The 18,569-nt window shown below is 40.3% G+C and carries 16 protein-coding genes and 1 pseudogene; 14 read left to right on the top strand and 3 right to left on the bottom strand.

Translation table 11 applies throughout. The features are described from left to right. The first annotated feature begins 93 nt into the window (after positions 1–93). The 5 genes from urtA to urtE all read left to right on the top strand — a co-directional run bounded on the left by urtA (position 94) and on the right by urtE (position 5,717). The gene (urtA, locus tag I2F31_RS07960; RefSeq protein WP_195768749.1) at positions 94–1,395 is read left to right on the top strand and encodes an urea ABC transporter substrate-binding protein; all 1,302 of its coding nucleotides are present in this window, start codon (positions 94–96) and stop codon (positions 1,393–1,395) included. 82 nt (positions 1,396–1,477) lie between these two features. Next, the gene (urtB, locus tag I2F31_RS07965) at positions 1,478–3,112 is read left to right on the top strand and encodes an urea ABC transporter permease subunit UrtB (protein WP_195768748.1); all 1,635 of its coding nucleotides are present in this window, start codon (positions 1,478–1,480) and stop codon (positions 3,110–3,112) included. 3 nt (positions 3,113–3,115) lie between these two features. Next, positions 3,116–4,186, top strand: coding sequence for an urea ABC transporter permease subunit UrtC (gene urtC / locus I2F31_RS07970; protein WP_195768747.1), 1,071 nt, complete (start codon positions 3,116–3,118; stop codon positions 4,184–4,186). Beyond that, positions 4,186–5,010, top strand: a complete 825-nt coding sequence (gene urtD, locus I2F31_RS07975; protein WP_195768746.1) for an urea ABC transporter ATP-binding protein UrtD — start codon at positions 4,186–4,188, stop codon at positions 5,008–5,010. The genes urtC and urtD overlap by 1 nt, the downstream gene beginning before the upstream one ends. A gap of 8 nt (positions 5,011–5,018) precedes the next feature. After that, complete coding sequence (gene urtE / locus I2F31_RS07980; protein WP_195768745.1) at positions 5,019–5,717, top strand: urea ABC transporter ATP-binding subunit UrtE; 699 nt, start codon at positions 5,019–5,021, stop codon at positions 5,715–5,717. A 63-nt stretch (positions 5,718–5,780) separates the two neighbouring features. On the opposite strand, the gene I2F31_RS07985 is transcribed toward urtE, so the two are convergent. Both I2F31_RS07985 and I2F31_RS07990 read right to left on the bottom strand, forming a co-directional pair. Then, positions 5,781–6,815, bottom strand: coding sequence for an AraC family transcriptional regulator (locus tag I2F31_RS07985; RefSeq protein ID WP_213014834.1), 1,035 nt, complete (start codon positions 6,813–6,815; stop codon positions 5,781–5,783). Positions 6,816–6,861: 46 nt separating this feature from the next. Next, positions 6,862–7,692 carry an oxidoreductase gene (locus tag I2F31_RS07990; RefSeq protein WP_195768744.1) on the bottom strand — a complete coding sequence of 277 codons (831 nt, stop codon included), beginning with the start codon at positions 7,690–7,692 and terminating at the stop codon, positions 6,862–6,864. Positions 7,693–8,153: 461 nt separating this feature from the next. Here I2F31_RS07990 and I2F31_RS07995 point away from each other — a divergent pair, with 461 nt between their 5' ends. From I2F31_RS07995 to I2F31_RS08030, 7 genes and pseudogenes are all read left to right on the top strand, one after another. After that, complete coding sequence (locus I2F31_RS07995) at positions 8,154–9,008, top strand: MurR/RpiR family transcriptional regulator (RefSeq protein WP_195768743.1); 855 nt, start codon at positions 8,154–8,156, stop codon at positions 9,006–9,008. A 9-nt stretch (positions 9,009–9,017) separates the two neighbouring features. After that, positions 9,018–10,322, top strand: a complete 1,305-nt coding sequence (locus I2F31_RS08000) for a Zn-dependent hydrolase (protein WP_195768742.1) — start codon at positions 9,018–9,020, stop codon at positions 10,320–10,322. A 62-nt stretch (positions 10,323–10,384) separates the two neighbouring features. Next, positions 10,385–11,188, top strand: a complete 804-nt coding sequence (locus tag I2F31_RS08005) for an ABC transporter ATP-binding protein (RefSeq protein WP_213014835.1) — start codon at positions 10,385–10,387, stop codon at positions 11,186–11,188. After that, on the top strand, positions 11,185–11,946 hold the full coding sequence (locus tag I2F31_RS08010) for an ABC transporter permease (protein WP_195768741.1): 762 nt from the start codon (positions 11,185–11,187) through the stop codon (positions 11,944–11,946). Before I2F31_RS08005 ends, I2F31_RS08010 begins: the two co-directional genes overlap by 4 nt. After that, entirely contained in the window at positions 11,931–12,914 is a 984-nt protein-coding gene (locus I2F31_RS08015; protein WP_195768740.1) for an ABC transporter substrate-binding protein, read from the top strand. The genes I2F31_RS08010 and I2F31_RS08015 overlap by 16 nt, the downstream gene beginning before the upstream one ends. A gap of 209 nt (positions 12,915–13,123) precedes the next feature. Beyond that, a pseudogene (locus tag I2F31_RS08025) lies at positions 13,124–14,328 on the top strand (amidase). 49 nt (positions 14,329–14,377) lie between these two features. Continuing rightward, entirely contained in the window at positions 14,378–15,727 is a 1,350-nt protein-coding gene (locus I2F31_RS08030) for an amidase family protein (RefSeq protein ID WP_213014836.1), read from the top strand. A 12-nt stretch (positions 15,728–15,739) separates the two neighbouring features. Here I2F31_RS08030 and I2F31_RS08035 read toward each other — a convergent pair whose 3' ends face one another. After that, positions 15,740–16,465, bottom strand: coding sequence for a class II aldolase and adducin N-terminal domain-containing protein (locus I2F31_RS08035; RefSeq protein ID WP_195773727.1), 726 nt, complete (start codon positions 16,463–16,465; stop codon positions 15,740–15,742). Positions 16,466–16,643: 178 nt separating this feature from the next. On the opposite strand from I2F31_RS08035, the gene I2F31_RS08040 reads away from it, so the two are divergent. Together I2F31_RS08040 and I2F31_RS08045 are read left to right on the top strand one after the other, a co-directional pair. Continuing rightward, the gene (locus tag I2F31_RS08040; RefSeq protein WP_195768737.1) at positions 16,644–17,513 is read left to right on the top strand and encodes an ABC transporter substrate-binding protein; all 870 of its coding nucleotides are present in this window, start codon (positions 16,644–16,646) and stop codon (positions 17,511–17,513) included. 80 nt (positions 17,514–17,593) lie between these two features. Beyond that, a complete protein-coding gene (locus I2F31_RS08045; protein ID WP_195768736.1) occupies positions 17,594–18,544 on the top strand; it encodes an NAD(P)-dependent oxidoreductase in 951 nt (316 codons plus the stop codon). Positions 18,545–18,569 lie beyond the last annotated feature (25 nt).

An 18,569-nucleotide genomic window follows, 5' to 3' on the forward strand; every position in this document is an offset into this window, starting at 1 on the left:
ATTGATCTCTTGAGACTTAAGTCTATAGTGATAATGGTTGGCACATAAATTGCTCAAGCCAGTATATAAAGCGATCATATACTGGAGTACAACATGCGCTTGACGCAAAATATTTTATCTAAGAGTTTATTGGCAGTAACAATTCTTGGGGGTATTGCATTAACAGGTTGTTCAAAACCTGCCGAAGCACCTGCAGAAAGTAAGCCTACACCTGCGGCATCTGAGGCGAAAACAACTACACCAAGTGGCGATACCATTAAAGTGGGTATTTTGCACTCATTGTCAGGTACGATGGCCATTTCAGAGACCTCTTTAAAAGATACCGCACTCATGACCATTAATGAAATTAATGCCAAAGGTGGTGTGTTAGGTAAAAAACTAGAACCAGTTGTGGTTGACCCTGCATCGAACTGGCCATTGTTTGCTGAAAAAACCCGTCAGCTGATTACTCAAGACAAAGTGGCTGTCATTTTTGGGTGTTGGACATCGGTATCTCGTAAGTCAGTATTGCCTGTGGTTGAAGAGCTCAATGGCTTACTGTTTTACCCTGTGCAGTATGAGGGTCAAGAGCAATCTAAAAACATTTTCTATACTGGTGCTGCACCAAACCAACAAGCCATTCCTGCGGTGGAATACCTCATGAGTGACGAGGGTGGTAAAGCTCAGCGCTTTGTTTTATTGGGTACAGACTATGTTTACCCACGTACCACCAATAAGATTTTACGTGCATTCTTAAAGTCAAAAGGCGTGTCTGATGCAGACATCATGGAAGAATACACGCCGTTTGGTCACAGTAACTATCAAACCATTGTGGGTAATATTAAGAAATTTGCTGCAGGTAAAAAGACGGCGGTGATTTCGACCATTAATGGTGACTCAAACGTACCATTCTACCGTGAGTTGGGCAACCAAGGTATTAAAGCGTCAGATATTCCTGTCATGGCATTCTCTGTGGGTGAAGAAGAATTACGTGGTATAGACACCAAGCCATTGGTCGGTCATTTGGCATCTTGGAACTACTTCATGTCGGTGAAAAACCCTGTCAATGCAGACTTTATTGGCAAAATGAAGCAATATGCAGTGCAATATAAATTGCCAAATGCAGATAAATTGGTGACCAATGATCCAATGGAAGCAACCTATGTTGGTATTAACATGTGGAAGCAAGCTGTTGAAAAGGCAGGCACAACAGATGTAGATAAAGTGCGTGATGCAATGGCCGGTCAAACCTTTAATGCACCGTCTGGTTATACTTTGAAAATGGATGAGAAAAATCATCACCTTTATAAGCCAGTCATGATTGGTCAGATTCGTGCAGATGGTCAATTTGATGTGGTATATAAATCACCAACCACGATCGAAGCACAACCGTGGAGTACTTATATTCCTAAGTAAATCAGTTGATTAAAGCCCATTACTTTATGTGATGGGCTTTTTCTTAGCTGTTTGATGGGCATATAAAAGAGGAGTACTGCCGATGTCAGTAAAAACAAGCGTTGCAACCATTTTCATGTTGTTGGCACAACTGTGTTGTCTTCAGTATGTGTATGCAGAGTCGACCACCAATACAAGTAATGGGCAACAGGTGATCTCTGCTGACGATGCAATTCAAAAGTTTGTGAAAGCAAACTTTTCTGAACGCCGTAATATGCTGAATCAGTGGACAGCAAGCACAGAACAACTTGAAAAATTGGCAGATTATTTAGAAAAAGAACAGCTCTACACAGACAGTGCAGGGCACACCTACATTATGAAGTCTGCAGATGAAGTGTTTAGCTATCCGCAAGATCAGCAAGTGAAACCTATACCTGCTGACTTAAATCAAGTGACTTTGGTCAATACCTTACAAAAAGCGTTAAGTTTTGGTTTAGCCAAAGCAAAATTAAAATCAGACAGCACATCACAACGTTTAAAAGCCATTGATATCTTAGAGTCAAATGTGAGTGAACTTGACCCCAATATGGTCAATCAACTGTATGCACATGAGTCAAATGATCAGGTGAAAAACCGTTTCTTGCTTCTCAAAGCCAGAATGGATTTGTCGAGTACAGATGTAAAAACCAAAATACAGGCCGCAGACATACTCAAAGCCTCTAATCGCCCAGATGTATTGGCAGATATTGACCAGCAGTTAAGCCAAACGCCGTTAGATGCACAGCTAAAACAAGCCCTTGAGCAAGCGAAAAAAGATATTGCATGGCGTTTAAAAATGAGTGAGTGGAGCGGTTATGTGTTCTCTGGAGTGAGTACCGCCAGTATTTTACTGCTTGCTGCATTAGGCCTTGCCATTACCTATGGTCTGCTTGGGGTCATTAATATGGCACATGGTGAATTGATCATGATTGGTGCATATACCACCTATGTGGTGCAAGGTTTATTTAAAACTTATTTGTCACACTATATGGATTGGTACTTAATTGCTGCTATTCCTGCTGCATTTTTGGTCAGTGCCTTGGTTGGTATGTTGATTGAACGCACCGTGATTCGTCCGCTCTATGGTCGTCAGCTTGAAACATTATTAGCTACCTTTGGGGTGAGCCTGATTTTAATGCAGTTGGTGCGGATGATTTTTGGGGCACAAAATGTCGAAATTTCTAATATCTCGTGGTTGTCTGGTGGGTGGTCAATTACGCCATCACTGATTTTACCGTATAACCGTATTGCGATTATTGGCTTTACAGTGGCTATTTTATTGTTGCTTTTATATGTACTGAATAAAACCCGTTTTGGTTTGTTTATTCGTGCTGTGACACAAAATCGCCAAATGGCACGAGCTGTGGGTATTCGTTCGGCTCGTATAGACATGATGGCCTTTGGTTTAGGCTCAGGTTTGGCAGGCCTTGCAGGCTGCGCTTTGGCACAGGTAGGTAATGTTGGCCCAGATTTGGGGCAAAATTATATTATTGATGCCTTTTTAGTGGTCGTTGTTGGTGGTGTGGGTCAAGTATGGGGCGCGGTGTTGGCAGCACTTGGTTTAGGTGTGAGTGGTACGGTGCTCGAAATCGGTTTGGGTGCAGTATTGGCAAAAATTATTTTATTGGTGCTTGTTGTGTTGTTTATTCAAAAACGCCCGCAAGGTTTATTTGCCATTAAAGGCCGTTTTGTGGAGTAATTTATGAAAATTCAAGCATTACTTTCAGACCGCCCAGTCAGTGCAGTACTGATTGCACTGTGTTTTGCAGTGTTACTGCTTTTACCGTGGCTACATGTGCTGTCGCCAAGCTCAAGCTTTTATTTGTCAGCCTATTGGGTGACTTTACTTGGCAAAATTATGTGTTTGGCACTGGTGGCGTTAGCCCTCGATTTGGTGTGGGGTTATGCAGGCATACTCAGTTTAGGGCATGGTTTGTACTTTGCTTTGGGTGGCTATGCGTTTGGTATGTACCTCATGCGTCAGTCATCGGGCGATCAGTTGCCTGACTTTATGCGTTTTTTGAGTTGGACCGAACTGCCGTGGTATTGGGTCGGTAGCAACCATTTTTTATGGGCGATGTTTTTGGTGGTCGCAGTGCCCGGTCTTGTGGCACTGATTTTCGGCTTCTTTGCCTTTCGTTCGAAAATTAAAGGTGTGTATTTTTCGATTATTACCCAAGCCATGACATTTGCTGCCGCGTTATTATTTTTCCGCAATGAAACAGGTTTTGGTGGTAACAATGGCTTTACTGGTTTTAAAACCATTTTAGGTTTTGATATTACTTCTGCACCTATGCGTGCGACCTTATGCTCACTTACTGCATTGGTATTGTTGCTGTGTTTTATTGGTTTACGTAGTTTAATGAACCGACCGTATGGCCGTGTGTTGGGTGCGATTCGTGACAGTGAAAACCGTTTGCAGTATTTAGGCTATCGTACTTTATGGTACAAGCTGTCTGCTTGGATTTTATCGGCAGTGATTGCAGGTATTGCAGGAGCATTGTATGTACCACAGGTGGGGATTATTAACCCGAGTGAAATGAACCCTGTGAACTCGATTGAGATTGCTGTATGGGTTGCATCGGGTGGTCGTGGCACACTCATTGGGCCAATTTTAGGTGCAGGGATCATCAATGGCATGAAAACCTATTTTACCGTGGCGTACCCAGAAGCATGGTTACTCATTTTAGGTGCATTGTTCATTGTGGTTACCATCTTTTTACCCAAAGGCATTATTGGTTTATTTGAGCGTTTTAAAAAGGGAGACCGCTAATGTCAAATATAGAAAAAGACATCGAACATGGTGGTCAAGTTGGTGAGAATTACGCTCGCCCGAAACAAACGGGGCCTGACTTCACCCATGGCGTGGCATTATATTTAGAAAATGTCAGTGTGTGGTTTGATTCATTTCGTGCTTTAAATGACTTATCGCTATACATTCAAGAAGGTGAGTTACGCTGTATTATTGGCCCTAATGGGGCAGGTAAAACCACACTGATGGATGTGATTACAGGAAAAACACGCCCAACAGAAGGCAGCGCTTTTTTTGGACAAAATTATAACTTAGCCAAAATGAGTACAGAGCAAATTGCAGAGTCTGGTATTGGGCGAAAATTTCAAAAACCAACTGTATTTGAAAATTTTACTGTCATGGAAAATTTACTCTTAGCAGCACCTAAAGATAAGCGGGTGAAGAAAAGTTTATTTCGTAAGCTCAGTGCAGATGCACAACTGGCATTAGATGAGTCCTTACAACAAATCCGCTTGCAAGAGTTTATTCACAAGCCTGCAGGGCTGTTATCACATGGCCAAAAGCAGTGGTTGGAAATTGGTATGTTGCTGATGCAGCGCCCAAAACTCATTTTACTCGATGAACCTGTGGCAGGTATGACCGATGCCGAAACAGAACGGACCGCAGAGTTGTGTTTAGAGCTGAAAAAAAATCACACTTTGGTGGTGGTTGAGCATGACATGAGTTTTATTGACACCATTAGTGAAAAAGTGACCGTACTTGCACAAGGGGCAATTCTTGCCGAAGGCACGTTGGCTGAAGTTCAAGCCAATGAAGATGTCATTGAAAAGTACTTAGGGCGTTAGGAGCGATCATGCTAGAAGTAAAACAAATTAACCAGTTTTATGGTGGGAGTCATATTTTAAGAGATGTCTCTTTTACTGCCCCGATTGGTGCGTGTTCTGTGGTTTTAGGCCGAAATGGTGTGGGTAAAACCACTTTTCTCAAGTGCTTGATGGGGATTTTACCCATTAAGTCGGGTGAAATATTACTTAATGGTAAAGACATTTCTAAAATGAGCCCTGAACAGCGTGTACGAGCAGGATTGGCGTATGTGCCACAAGGGCGTGATATTTTTTCAACACTCACGGTAGAAGAAAATATTTTAATTGGCATGGCTAAATTTTCAGGGGCAAAGACTAAAAAAGTGCCCAGCCATTTGTATGAAATTTTCCCTGTGTTAGATGAAATGAAGCACCGCCGTGGGGGAGATTTGTCCGGTGGGCAGCAGCAACAACTTGCCATTGCTCGGGCGTTGGCTTCTGAACCAAGTGTGCTGATTTTAGATGAGCCAACGGAGGGAATTCAGCCATCTATTATTAAAGACATTGGCCGAGTGATTCGAAAATTGGCAGACAATGGTGATATGGCGATTGTATTGGTAGAGCAATTTTATGACTTTGCCGAAGAAATTGCAGACCACTATACCGTCATGTCACGTGGGCAAGTGGTCGCAGAAGGTTTAGGTGCAGAGATGCCAGCCAAAGGTATTAAAGACTTAGTGGCGATTTAACTGAAGATGCCTATCCCATGCATAGGTTTGTTGGTTTAGAATGGTTCTGGCACACCGTCCATTCTAGTCAACAAATATGGCATGGGAATGTCTATTATCACTTGAATATTTTTGTCTATAGGTATTGGGCGACTCTTTTGTCCATTGTTTAAATGCTCTAAAGAAAGAGTTAACTTCTTGAAAGCCCAGTAAGAATGAAATTTCGTTGATACTGATTGGGGACTGTATTAAATAATACTGAGCAAGTTCTTTTCGGGTATCGTCTAATATGGTTTTGAAGTTGGTTTGTTCATCTGCAAGTAACCTTTGTAGTGAGCGTTTACTCAGTGCCAATCTTTGTGCAATTTCATCAATATGGGCGATTCCTGCGGGTAGACTTTCCAATAAAATGGCTTTAACTTTTTCATGTATTTTTACACGATGATCAAGCTCTGCGAGATTTTGTATTAAATGAGGCTCGAAAAAAGACCACATTTTTGAGTTAGATGTTAAAAAAGGTCGCTCAATGTCTGTGTTAAAGAAATGAATTGAAATAGATTGGCTTTTTTGGAGTTTTACACCTAAAAAGGCCTCATATTTTTCAGTATGATCGGGTAGCTTTGGTACGTAGATGGCTTTAGGAATAATATGAACACGGGTACATATCCGTGCTAATTGTATAAAAAAGACCAGTTCGGTGAGGATGAGGCTTTGGGGTACTTCTATATCTATATTGCAAAACTGAAGCTCTAAACATAATCTATTTTCATCTATATCTAGTTGTAATGCCATTGGCCCAACCAGACGTTTGAAATGTGATAATCGTTGCAATGCTATATTTAGATTTGGGCTGCAAATACAAGCAAATATGGCAGGATCAAAGAGTTCAACGGTAATCATTTGCCCGATTTTTAGTGCCAAGTGGTCAACCTTTGCCAAGGTCTCTATGGCTCGCCAAAAGTCAAAATATTGAGAGGCTGTTACACTGAACTCTTTGCGACTAAATGCATCTAAAGGCAAGCCTGCTAGACGTAAAGCATCTTCAGGTTTGACTGAGAGGTCAATTAAAAATAATGCCCAGTTTGGTTGTAATATAAACTTTTCAGCATGCTTTATCATAATGCTTGACCTGATAATTTGAATATTATGAGATTTTTCTAGCCCGTTATTTAACGATAGACATCACCATTTTGTCGAAAATACGATCGCCAAACCATTTCCTAACAAAAATCATCAGCTTTGCATATTTTCCACCGACATAGCGTGTTTTTGGTGTATTGGCCTGTATTGCTTGCATAAACATATCTACGACGACTTGTACATCAGATAAATTTCCTTTTTCAACAGATTCATGTGTCGCATCTGCAACAGCATTTGCTATTTTACTGTAAGCACCTGACCCAGAACGTTCAAGCAGTGGTTTGACCATCACTGCTGCAAATTCGGTTGCAATCGCACCTGGTTCAATGACTACAACATCAATATTGAACGGGGCAAGCTCTAAGCGTAAGCAATCAGACCAACCCTCTACAGCATGTTTACTGGCATGGTACCAGCTACCCATTGGAGTATAAATTTTTCCTCCCATTGACGAAATGTTGATAATTCGTCCTTTGTTTTTATGACGCATGAAGGGAAGTACTTGTTGGGTTAAGTAAGCCATGCCAAATAAATTAACTTCAAATTGATAGCGAGCATCTGCAAGCGAGGTGTCTTCCATCGCACCATATAAGCCAAAACCTGCACAGTTCACCAATATATCTACGCCATGGCTGTGTTTTTCAATATGTTGTATGGTGTCGTCAATATCTTGTTGCTTGGTTATATCCATTTTTAACGTATGTGCACCAAGAGAAGCTAAATCTGCCATGGCATCTATACGTCGTGCGACAGCATATACGACCGCACCCTGATTAAGGAGTGCTTTTGTAAAAGCTTTTCCCATGCCTGACGAAGCACCTGTGATGAGTACAACTTGGCCTTTAACTTGATTCATTGTGATACCCTCTATCATGGTTATTTAATATTGCTTAAGTTTATTTTAGGATAAATCTATTGTTTTGGATGAATCGGATAATGACAAAGTATATTCAAATGACGACAAGTCATTAATAGCAATGTAGATTATTCTAGACAGAACGATGAACAGTATTTCTTACATTTTACCGTTTTAGCATTTATAAAAAAGAGTGCCTTTAATTTCCTAAAATATAAAGATAATCCCATAGCTTGTTCTTAAGCCATGGCAGATATGTTATGGCTCATGATTTACTCATAGGTACTATTTTGTGCATTATTTGCTCAGTTGGTGCTTTATTTTTATACATTGTATTTTTGTTTATAGAAATATTATTTATATAAGTTTTTGATAATTAAAGATTAAATTTTAAAATTGTGTCTTGGCACATATGTTGCAAATTAAAAGAATATGAAATAAATATTTCAAATAGGCTGTGTATGACACAGACCAAAGTGCATCAAAGAATTGTGAATGTAGGGCAAGTTTTGACAGAGAGTGAATCAAAACTTACACAAGTCATTTTGGAAAATATCAATCAGCTCTCTTCGTATTCTGCGACAGAGTTAGCTCAGTTAGCACACGTTTCAAAAGCAACGACCGCCCGATTTTTTAAACGATTAGGGTATGCCTCATTTCATGAATTTCGTTTAGAAGCACGAGAGTTACAAGATACCGCATCGCCATTGTATGAATTTATACAGCAAAAACATGTCGATGGTGGTTTTGTTGGTGTTGAACAACATGTGAAACAAGAGCTAAAAAATATTACCCAAACGTTTGAGCAGTTTGATACACAAGCGTTTCAGCAATCTATTGATATGTTAGGCCATGCTCACACCATCTATATCGTTGGTTTTAGAAATAGTCATCATCTTGCCCATTATATGTGGCTTTTACTTGCACAAATTTGCCCCAACGTTCGGTTGGTTTCAGGGCAAAGTGCACTTAACTTTATTGAAGAGTTGGTCGATTTGAACCAAAAAGATGTCCTCGTCATTATGGATTATCGTCGTAGAGTCCATTTGATGCGCCAAATCACAGATCATGCAGCCATGGTAAAAGCAAAGATATTACGTTTTACCGATCTATCTCTCCTCGAGCAACCAGCAAAAGCAGATGTCACTTTAAGAACATTCACTAAAAGTACCGCCATGTTTGACTCTTATAGTGCGGTTATTTCCCTGATTCATTCATTGTGTACACAACTGGCGATTGCACAAGAAATAAATACTCAAAGTCGTTTAGGCCATATCGAACAATTACATCAACATTATAAAGATCTTGATCTATAAGGAAAAAATATGAATACGCATCTTAAAGTAACTGAACAGCAACACCTGCCATTAAATTTAACAATCAATAAAGAACGTCTTTTAAATCGAATACATACGCTTGCACAAGTGGGGGCACTTGAAGGCGGAGGTGTCTGCCGATTAGCACTCACTGATGAAGATAAGCAAGGTCGAGATTTAGTGATTCAGTGGATGAAAGAATTAGGCCTAGAGATACGTATTGATCAAATCGGTAATGTGGTGGGCTTACGTCAGGGGTTAGAAGATTTACCGCCAGTCATGACAGGTTCGCATATTGATACAGTTGCGACAGGTGGAAAGTATGACGGCAACTTAGGTGTTTTGGCTGGATTAGAAGTCATAGCGACATTAAATGATCATAATATTCAAACTAAACACCCTATTGCAGTGACTTTTTTTACCAATGAAGAAGGTGCTCGGTTTCCGCCAGACACCATGGGAAGCTTGGTTTTCCAAGGCGATATGAGTTTAGAAACTGCCTATAACATTGTCGGTATTGATGGCACTACAGTCAAAGAAAATCTACAACGCATTGGCTATATTGGTACAGCTCCCGTTGGCTCGCAAAACATACATGCATTTATTGAGCTACATATTGAACAAGGGCCTGTTCTAGAACATGAACAGATCATGATTGGTGCTGTGACTGGGGTTCAAGGTATTCATTGGATTGAATTTACAATACAAGGCACGTCAAATCATGCTGGTACAACACCAATGGCACTCAGACATGATGCTGGTATTGTAGCCATGCAAATTGCAACCTATGCAAGAGATTTGATTAAAAAAACTGGGCAAGGACAACTTGCAACCATTGGCCAAATGAAACTGATGCCTAATTTGGTCAATGTTATTCCACATACGGCAGTTTTCACTTTAGATATTCGAAATACTAACCAAACCATTTTAGATGAAACCTATCAAAAGATTCTCAAATTTGCTCAACAAGTTGCACAAGATGAAGGTGTGAAATTATTACATCGAGACATTGCCAAGTCAGCTCCAATTGCTTTTGATTCTCGTATTGTTGATTGCATTGCAACCATTGCACAGCAACAAGGGGGCAGTGTGAAAAGAATGCCGAGTGGGGCTGGGCATGATGCACAAGTGATTGCGGACATTTGCCCAACAGGCATGATTTTTGTGCCGAGCGTTAAAGGTTTATCTCACAATATTAAAGAATTTACACATGATCATGATGTGGAGCGTGGTGCAAATATTTTGTTACATGCCTTATATCAGCTCGCTAATGGTCATGTGATTAGCACAGTGAATACTGAAGTACATAAATAGTAGATGAATGAATTTTTGTAAATGCTGTCAGTATCAGCAGTGATGATTAAAAGGAGTGAGCATTGAAGACACAGTTGGAAATTAATCACCTTAATCATGCTTTTATGATGGAAGATGGTAAAGCCGTAAAAATCTTTCAAGATCTTAATTTTAAGGTAAAAAAAGCTGAAATTGTGGCCGTTGTTGGGCGAAGTGGTTCGGGGAAAAGTACATTATTTAATTTGATCTCGGGATTGTTGGCACCGACGGCAGGGGAAATTTCTTTAGGGAAAAAGCCAAATGGTGAGGAAGGCAGTATTGCCTATATGTTGCAAAAAGACCTGCTATTGCCGTGGCGAACCATTTTAGAAAATGCAGTCTTAGGCATTGAATTACAGTGTAATGTGGTTGCAGCAGACCGAGAACGTGCTCTTAGCATGTTGGCACGTTACGGTTTGACGGAGTTTGCCTATGCATACCCACATGCCTTGTCTGGTGGGATGAAGCAACGTGTGGCACTCACACGAACCTTACTCTCTGACCCAAGTGTTGTTTTATTAGATGAGCCATTTTCTGCATTAGATTATGAAACACGTTTAATGTTGGAAAATGATGTGATTCAACTGACACAAACTGAAGGAACAAGTGTCATTTTGGTCACTCACGACATTGATGAAGCCATTGCCATGAGTGATCGAGTCATTGTCTTGGGTGGGCGTCCTGCCAATATTACGCTTGAAGAACAAATTATTTTGTCAGTGGATGGGCCACGAAATGCAGTCACGGCACGGGGTGCACCTGAGTTTCATCAGTATCATGCTCGAATTTGGGATGCACTAAGAGCGAGTGATGTTGCCCACGCAGCCGTTGAAGGAGGTTCATCATGAAATATATAAAAAGCACCTCCATGATTGTGACCGTTATTTTGCTTGTATTAATCCTACTATGGCAAATGGCTGCACAATTTCAGTGGATTAATGGTCAGTTATTAGGTTCACCATTGGGTATTTATAAATCTGCTGTGTTTGGTTTTTCTGAGCAGGGCACACTCATTGAAGACACTTGGGTGACTTTAGTTGAAACTGTCATTGGCTTGGTCGTAGGAAGTAGTTTAGGGATTCTGATGGGGTTGATGTTGTGGTTTTACCCGAAGGTCTCTGATGTTGCAGAACAGTTTTCTATTTTATTGAACAGTGTACCTAAAATCGCATTGGGCCCTTTAATTATTATTTGGTTCGGTTCAGGGATGAGTTCAAAAATTTGGTTAGCTGGGATATCAACATTTGCAGTGGCCATGATTTCTGCATGTGCTGCGGCAAGAGAAGTTGATTCCGATTTATTAAATTTATTTAAATCTTATAAAGCAGATTCAATGAAAATTTTTAAGAAGTTGATTATACCCGCATCAATTCCTTGGATTTTTTCAATTTTTAGAATCAATATTGGTTTTGCTTTAATTGGTGCAGTGGTTGGGGAGTTTATTGCATCGCAAAATGGCTTGGGGCATTCGGTATTTGTTGCAGGTTCTTTGTTTGATTTAAATACGGTGTGGTTGGGCGTTATTGTATTAACTTTAATGGCTGCAATATTAACTTGGGTTGTACAACGAATTGAAAAAAAGGTGATTTTATGGAAAGTAAAGTAGTAAAAAAACTTCGTAAACTGGCTGTATGTTCATTCATGTTAGGTTCTGTCATGCTGTCTACTTCAAGCATTGCAGCAGAAAAAGCCACAGTGTATCAGGCATTTCAATCTATTTTATATTTGCCTTTATATGTGGGTATGAATGAAGGTATTTTTGATAAAGAAGGTTTAGAGGTTAAAAAAGTGACGGCCAGTGGGGGAGCTCAGGCGGTGGCTGCTGTTGTGGGAGGCAGTGCAGACTTTTCTTTAGGTGATCCGATGACTGCTGTTTTAGCCAACTTAAAAGGTGGCTCGACCAAAGCAGTTGCAATGGTGGTTTCTGGTGTACCTGCATGGGTTATTGTACCCAAAGACTCGCCAATTAAGTCTTTTGCAGATATTAGCAACCAAACCTTTGCGACAGCTATTCCACCCTCTACAACTACATATTTATTTCAAAATACCTTGAAAGAGCATAAGTTAACCAATGTGAAGTTAAATACAGTTCAGGTTGGAACAGAGCTTGCTCCTGTACAAGCAGGTCGAGCAGATGGTGCAGTGGTGTATCAGCCACAATTAGAACAGGCGGTTTCACAGGGCTACCGTATTGTGTATGACTATGCGAAGCAGTTTCACGGTGTATATGAGTTTTCTGCAATCGTGACGAAAACAGACACGATTAAAAACAAACCTGCAATGGTACAAAAGTTTGTGACTGGTTTAGCTAAAGCAGAAAAACTGATGCAATCGAATCCAAATCTTGCACGCAGTATTGCTCGTAAAGAGTTTCCAACCTTAGATCCGAAAGTGGTTGATGCGGCTGTTGACCGTATGCTTGCTCAAAATATTTATCCTGCAACGCCTGAGATTTCACAAGCAGCGTTTAATAATGCGATAAATCTACAAATCTCTATTGGTAACATTAAACCAGGTCAGGTGGCATATCACGATGCGGTAGATAACAGCTTTGCTCAAAAAGCAGTGAAGTAATCATGATGTGTAGCTGGCGCTTTAAGGAATAGGGCGTCAGTGCTTTTACTTTAAATAATAAGAAATAATATACGAATGTATGGTTTGAGTTTTTCCCATTGAGTGACGGTGAGTGCATTGGCCTAATGTATATGATCTGTTGCGTGGACTATTTTTATCAACATGGATAGACAATGACACATAAAATCAGTTTAGAAACAACACTTGAAATGATCACTCGTGATGAATCAACCATTAAAGCATTTAGTTACGTACCTAAAAAACAAGACTGGTGTGAGGTTTTAGAGAGTCCATTGAATGGTGTGACGGTTGCAATAAAAGATTTAATCGACACTGCTGACTGGACGACAACCTATGGCTCAAAAGCATTTCAGAAAAATATTCCTAAAAAGATGCATGGATTGTAGATTGTTTAAAAAAAAGCGGTGCCATTATTGTGGGAAAAACGGTGACCACCGAATTTGCATGGCGTGATGCTGGCCCGACCACGAATCCATGGAATGTAAAGCATACACCAGGTGGGTCTTCAAGTGGTTCTGCAGCGGCTGTTGCGGCGGGTATGGTCGATATTGCTGTAGGAACGCACACACTGGGTTCAGTGATTCGGCCGGCATCTTATTGTGGCTGTGTTGGCTATAAACCAACATTTGATCTTATCTCGCGTGAAGGGGTGTATCCACTTTCTTCTACATTAGACCATGTTGGATTTTTAACCTCATCTTGCTATTGGGCTGCTGCGACTTATATGTTGGGTCAAGACATGAAAAGCAGTAAAGATGTATTGAAAGGCTTTGATCGAGGTGAAAAACCATTAAAAATAGGTATATATCGTTCATCACAGTGGCATTGGGTAGAAGATGAGGTTAAAGCGAATTTTGATGCAGTGGTTCGGCATTTAACAAGGTTTGGTATTGCATTTACATGTGTTGACTTAGACTTGGATATTTTAGATATCACTCAGCAAGCCATTAAAACCACCTCTTATGAGGCAAATCAAGAGATCTATCCAAAGGTTTGTGATCGGCTTGATGAGATTGGCCCATACAGTTTAAATCTAATGTTAGAGGGCCAAGAAATTACTCCAGAAGCATACCAAGCACTGCTTAAAACAAATCAAAAGATGCGTGAACATCGTGATGATTTATTTCAAGACATTGATCTCATCATGTCTATTACCTCTCCGACAACGGCACCAGAAGATTTATCTTACACAGGCGATGCGATGTTTTGTACACCCTGGACTTATTTGGGTCTCCCCACGGTCACCATACCATCGGGACTTTCACGGGATTTTTTACCCATTGGTTTGCAATTGATTGGTCAGGCTGGGTGTGATTTAAAGGTGTTGAAATTTGCACAGTGGATATCTAACCGCTTACCTGAGTTTAAGCGTGCAAGTGTTGCCTTTGAATAGAATTTAAATTGTTGTTCATAATTATTTTATGTATAGGCGGTGAGTAAATATGGTAAATATTAAAGATGCTGTTGCTTTGTCGCAATGTTTTCAAAAGACTCAGACCACGCCTTTAAAAGTTTTAGAGGAGAGTTTGAGTCAAATGAGCTCAACCTCATCTGTATTTATACAGTCTTGCCAAGATAGAGCGATTTTAGAAGCCAAGCTGGCAACCGCACGCTGGCAGGCAAATAGCCCATTGTCTTTATTTGATGGTATTCCTATTTCTTGGAAAGACCTTTTTGATTTACGTGGCTATAGAACCACCGCAGGGTCAATAGTATTGGCAAACAGTGAACTTAAAACAGCCGATGCCACCGTTGTTGCACACATTGCCCAAAAGGGTTTGGTTAGTGTTGGCAAAACCAATTTGTCTGAGTTTGCTTATTCGGGGTTTGGTTTAAACCCACATTTTGGTCATCCAAAAAATATATATGACGCGAAATGTATTTCAGGAGGCTCTTCTTCTGGTGCGGCACTGTCTGTTGCACATGGTTGTGTGCCACTTGCTATGGGTACAGATACTGGCGGGTCAGTACGTATTCCTGCGGCTTTAAATGGCTTGGTTGGTTATAGAAGTAGTCATCATCGTTATTCACATCAGGGTGTATTTGAGTTATCTAAAACCTTAGATACACTCGGGCCTATTACACACAGTGTAAGAGACTGTATTGTGTTAGATGAGTTGTTAACAGGCCATCATAGCCTTGATTTTCCTCAAGTCACTATTCCTTTAAATGAGCTTACTTTTGTTGTAGATCCTAGAATCACCGATATGATTGCTTTAGATGACTCGGTACAAAATAACTTTCAACGTAGTGTAGATCGGTTAAAAATGTTGGGTTGTCGAGTGGTTGAAAAGCCTATAGATGCGTTTACTCAAGCGATGGCATTGATTCAACAGGGGCTATGGTTAGGTTCAGCCGAAGCATTCACAAAACATGAGTCATTACTTAATTCTCCACAGGCCAACGAGATTGATCAACGTATTCGCCAAAGAATGGAAATGGCTCGGCATTTTCCTGCATCGAAACAAATTAGGCTGTATTTTGCACAGCAACAACTGATGCAAGATTTGCCAAATCAGCTCAAAGGTTGTGTTTTACTCACACCAACTGTTGCCCATACAGCACCAGAAATTGAGCCGTTAGAAAAGAGTACTGAACTGTTTTTTGAAACCAATATGAAAACTTTGGCTTTAACCATGCCCGGCAGTTTTTTAGATATGCCAGCTGTCACCTTACCAAATGGTTTTTGTGAGCGTGGTCTACCAACAGGGTTGCTGGTATCTACATATTCGGGAAATGATGAATATATTTTATCGGTTGCCCATGCCATTGAGGCATCCATTCGTGCATAAACTTTCATTGCATTATATGGTCGTTAACAGAGTATTCTCTTGTATTAGCATCATTTTCATTTCTTCAAAATGGGCTTCACTAAAGTCTTCAATACTGTCCCAATCGAGGGCAGTTTTTTCGGCCACATCATCACTGAGTATTTTGAGTGGTTGTTGTGTGGCATAGGCAATCGATAAAATTTGGCAAGCACGTTCTATGGTGTACATATCATCAAAAGCGACACCAATAGAGTGTGAGCCGATCAGTACACCATGATTTCCCATCAGTAGGCGTTTTTTATCTTTTAATAAGTTGGCTAGCCGTTGCCCTTCCGCTTTTGAGTCTGCCATACCACCGTAGTGTTCGTCATAGGCAACACGGTTGAAATAACGGGCGGTATTTTGGTCAATAGGTAAAATCTGTGGATTTTTTAGGCATGCAATGGCGGTGGTATAGATGGGGTGCAAATGAAGTACCACGCGAATATCTGGGCGTAATTGGTGAATTTGCCCATGTATAGCCAATGCAGTGGGGTCAATATGTGGATGATCAAGAAGGGTCTCATCATCTGCATTGACTAAAATTAAATCATTGGGCTGAATGGTTGAAAAATGCTTCCATTTGGGATTAATCAGAAAGGTTTTACCATCTTCTGACACAGCCGCACTAAAGTGATTGGCAACCGCTTCATGCATGCCAAGTTTTGCAAATAACTGAAAGCAGGCTGCTAAATCAATGCGTATTTGTTTTTCGTCCATTTTTTCTGTTTCCGTTTCATATTGCTTATTAGTTTATGTACTTTTTGATGAAAGTTTGCATCGGATTTTTCATAACCCTACATAAGAATTTCAAAATTACTTTTTTAATTGAGATGACCTATAACTTGAGATACGGGGTCGGGTAATTCATTGAATAAGAATTTTGGAGAGTCTTTTTATGCATATTTTGAGTAAGCGTTTAAGTCCGTTATGGGCAATACTTTTTGTCAGTGGGTTAACAGCATGTGGAAAAACAGAAGTGGCCACACCACAAGAAACCAAGCCTGATGTCGCACAAGCACAGGTTTTAAAAGTGGGTTCAGATATTACGTTTCCTCCATTTGAATATATGGTTGATAATAAACCTGAAGGTTTTGACATAGATCTGATGAATGGCATTCTTAAACAATCCAATGCCAGTGCAGATTTTATAGATACGCGTTTTTCTAACCTGATTTCAGGTTTAGAAGGCAAGAAATTTGATGCAGTGATTTCAGGTATGTATATTACTTCTGAACGCTTGATGAAAGTAGATATGATTCCCTACTTTAAGTCGACAGAATCGGTGGTGGTACTGAGTGACTCTATATACAAACCAAAAGTGCGTGATGATTTATGTGGTAAAACCATTGCCACACAAAAAGGCTCATTGTTCCCCGATCAACTGAACCAAATGTCCAAAGAAAGCTGTCTTGCCAAAGGCAAAGCTGCCATAACCGTCAGAGAGTTTGATACTTCACCACAAGCCATTCAAGCGGTACTTGCTAAGGCAGCAGACGCACAGTATGACGACACCAGTGTGGCCAAAACAGCCGTAAAAAAACTCAATAACCGTGTAGAAATTACATCGACTGAGCCATTCTTTCCATTTATTGGGGGGATTGTGGTACGTAAAGGGGATACAGAAACATATAACCGTGTTTATGATGGCTTAGAAAAAATGAAAGCCTCTGGTGAATATGATGCACTGATTCAAAAGTATGATTTGATTGCACCAACCGCCGATGAAATTAAAACATTTATGGCACAAGTTCAAAAAAAATCATAATGACAAAGGAACTATTCATTCAACTTATGGTATGAAATACTGCCAATAAGTTGAATTAAAAAAAATGAGTTGATGTTGCGATGACCCCCTTGAAAATAACATGTGTAGAAAAAGATATTCTGCTAGATCAAGCTTTTCATTTTGATTTTCCAGTTGAATATACCGAGTATGGTTGCTTAACACAGCAGGAGTTATATGACAAAGTGCATCAGCAAGATGTGATTATTGTCAGTGACTTAACTGTAGATCAGCAGGTGCTAGACAATAACCCTGATTTAAAATTAGTGGCATTATGTTCTACAGGTTTTGATCATATAGATGTCCCTTTACTGCAATCGAAAAATATAAAAGTGTGTAATATTCGTGGCTATGCAGGTGATGCAGTTGCTGAGCATGCTTTTTTAATGATGATGCATTTAATTAAAAACTTTTCATCACAAATCAACGCAGTAGGTACGGGAGACTGGTCTAAAGGTCAAACTTCATTTTATTTAGCAGCCCCCATTCGTGAGCTCAAAGGTAAAACGTTAGTGATTTTAGGAAAGGGTGAAATTGGTCTGGCTTTGGCAGAAAAAGCACATGCGTTTGGTCTGCAGGTGGTTTTTAGTGAGCGTCAGGGAGCTAAAGTGTGCCGTGAGGGCTACGTGCCCTTTGAGCAGGCAATCACTCAGGCCGATATTTTGTCACTGCACTGTGAGTTAAATGCTCAAACCTCAGGTTTAATCAATCATGAGGTACTCAGCCGACTCAAAAAAGGCTGTATTTTGGTGAATGTTGGGCGTGGTGGTCTGCTCAATAACAATGATGTCATTGAGGCATTAAATAACAATACACTTGGCGGTTTGGGGGTAGATGTTTTAGATGTTGAGCCACCGCCAGAGCATCACCCACTCCTTACACTGCAGCACCCAAATGTGCTGATAACAGCACATATTGCTTGGGCAACCGATGAAGCACAACAGCGTTTATTTGCCATCTTACAAGACAATATCAACTCAAATATTGCAGGCGTTGCTAAAAACTTAGTTTAGATCTTTGATCTATATTGGCATACCA

The sequence above is a fragment of the Acinetobacter rathckeae genome (assembly GCF_015627125.1).
In the GTDB taxonomy this organism is placed as follows: domain Bacteria; phylum Pseudomonadota; class Gammaproteobacteria; order Pseudomonadales; family Moraxellaceae; genus Acinetobacter; species Acinetobacter rathckeae.

Coding starts and splice junctions, on each gene's coding strand:
- urtA (WP_195768749.1), top strand. CDS start 94: ATGCGCTTGACGCAAAATATTTTATCTAAGAGTTTATTGGCAGTAACA.
- urtB (WP_195768748.1), top strand. CDS start 1,478: ATGTCAGTAAAAACAAGCGTTGCAACCATTTTCATGTTGTTGGCACAA.
- urtC (WP_195768747.1), top strand. CDS start 3,116: ATGAAAATTCAAGCATTACTTTCAGACCGCCCAGTCAGTGCAGTACTG.
- urtD (WP_195768746.1), top strand. CDS start 4,186: ATGTCAAATATAGAAAAAGACATCGAACATGGTGGTCAAGTTGGTGAG.
- urtE (WP_195768745.1), top strand. CDS start 5,019: ATGCTAGAAGTAAAACAAATTAACCAGTTTTATGGTGGGAGTCATATT.
- I2F31_RS07985 (WP_213014834.1), bottom strand. CDS start 6,815: ATGATAAAGCATGCTGAAAAGTTTATATTACAACCAAACTGGGCATTA.
- I2F31_RS07990 (WP_195768744.1), bottom strand. CDS start 7,692: ATGAATCAAGTTAAAGGCCAAGTTGTACTCATCACAGGTGCTTCGTCA.
- I2F31_RS07995 (WP_195768743.1), top strand. CDS start 8,154: ATGACACAGACCAAAGTGCATCAAAGAATTGTGAATGTAGGGCAAGTT.
- I2F31_RS08000 (WP_195768742.1), top strand. CDS start 9,018: ATGAATACGCATCTTAAAGTAACTGAACAGCAACACCTGCCATTAAAT.
- I2F31_RS08010 (WP_195768741.1), top strand. CDS start 11,185: ATGAAATATATAAAAAGCACCTCCATGATTGTGACCGTTATTTTGCTT.
- I2F31_RS08015 (WP_195768740.1), top strand. CDS start 11,931: ATGGAAAGTAAAGTAGTAAAAAAACTTCGTAAACTGGCTGTATGTTCA.
- I2F31_RS08030 (WP_213014836.1), top strand. CDS start 14,378: ATGGTAAATATTAAAGATGCTGTTGCTTTGTCGCAATGTTTTCAAAAG.
- I2F31_RS08035 (WP_195773727.1), bottom strand. CDS start 16,465: ATGGACGAAAAACAAATACGCATTGATTTAGCAGCCTGCTTTCAGTTA.
- I2F31_RS08040 (WP_195768737.1), top strand. CDS start 16,644: ATGCATATTTTGAGTAAGCGTTTAAGTCCGTTATGGGCAATACTTTTT.
- I2F31_RS08045 (WP_195768736.1), top strand. CDS start 17,594: ATGACCCCCTTGAAAATAACATGTGTAGAAAAAGATATTCTGCTAGAT.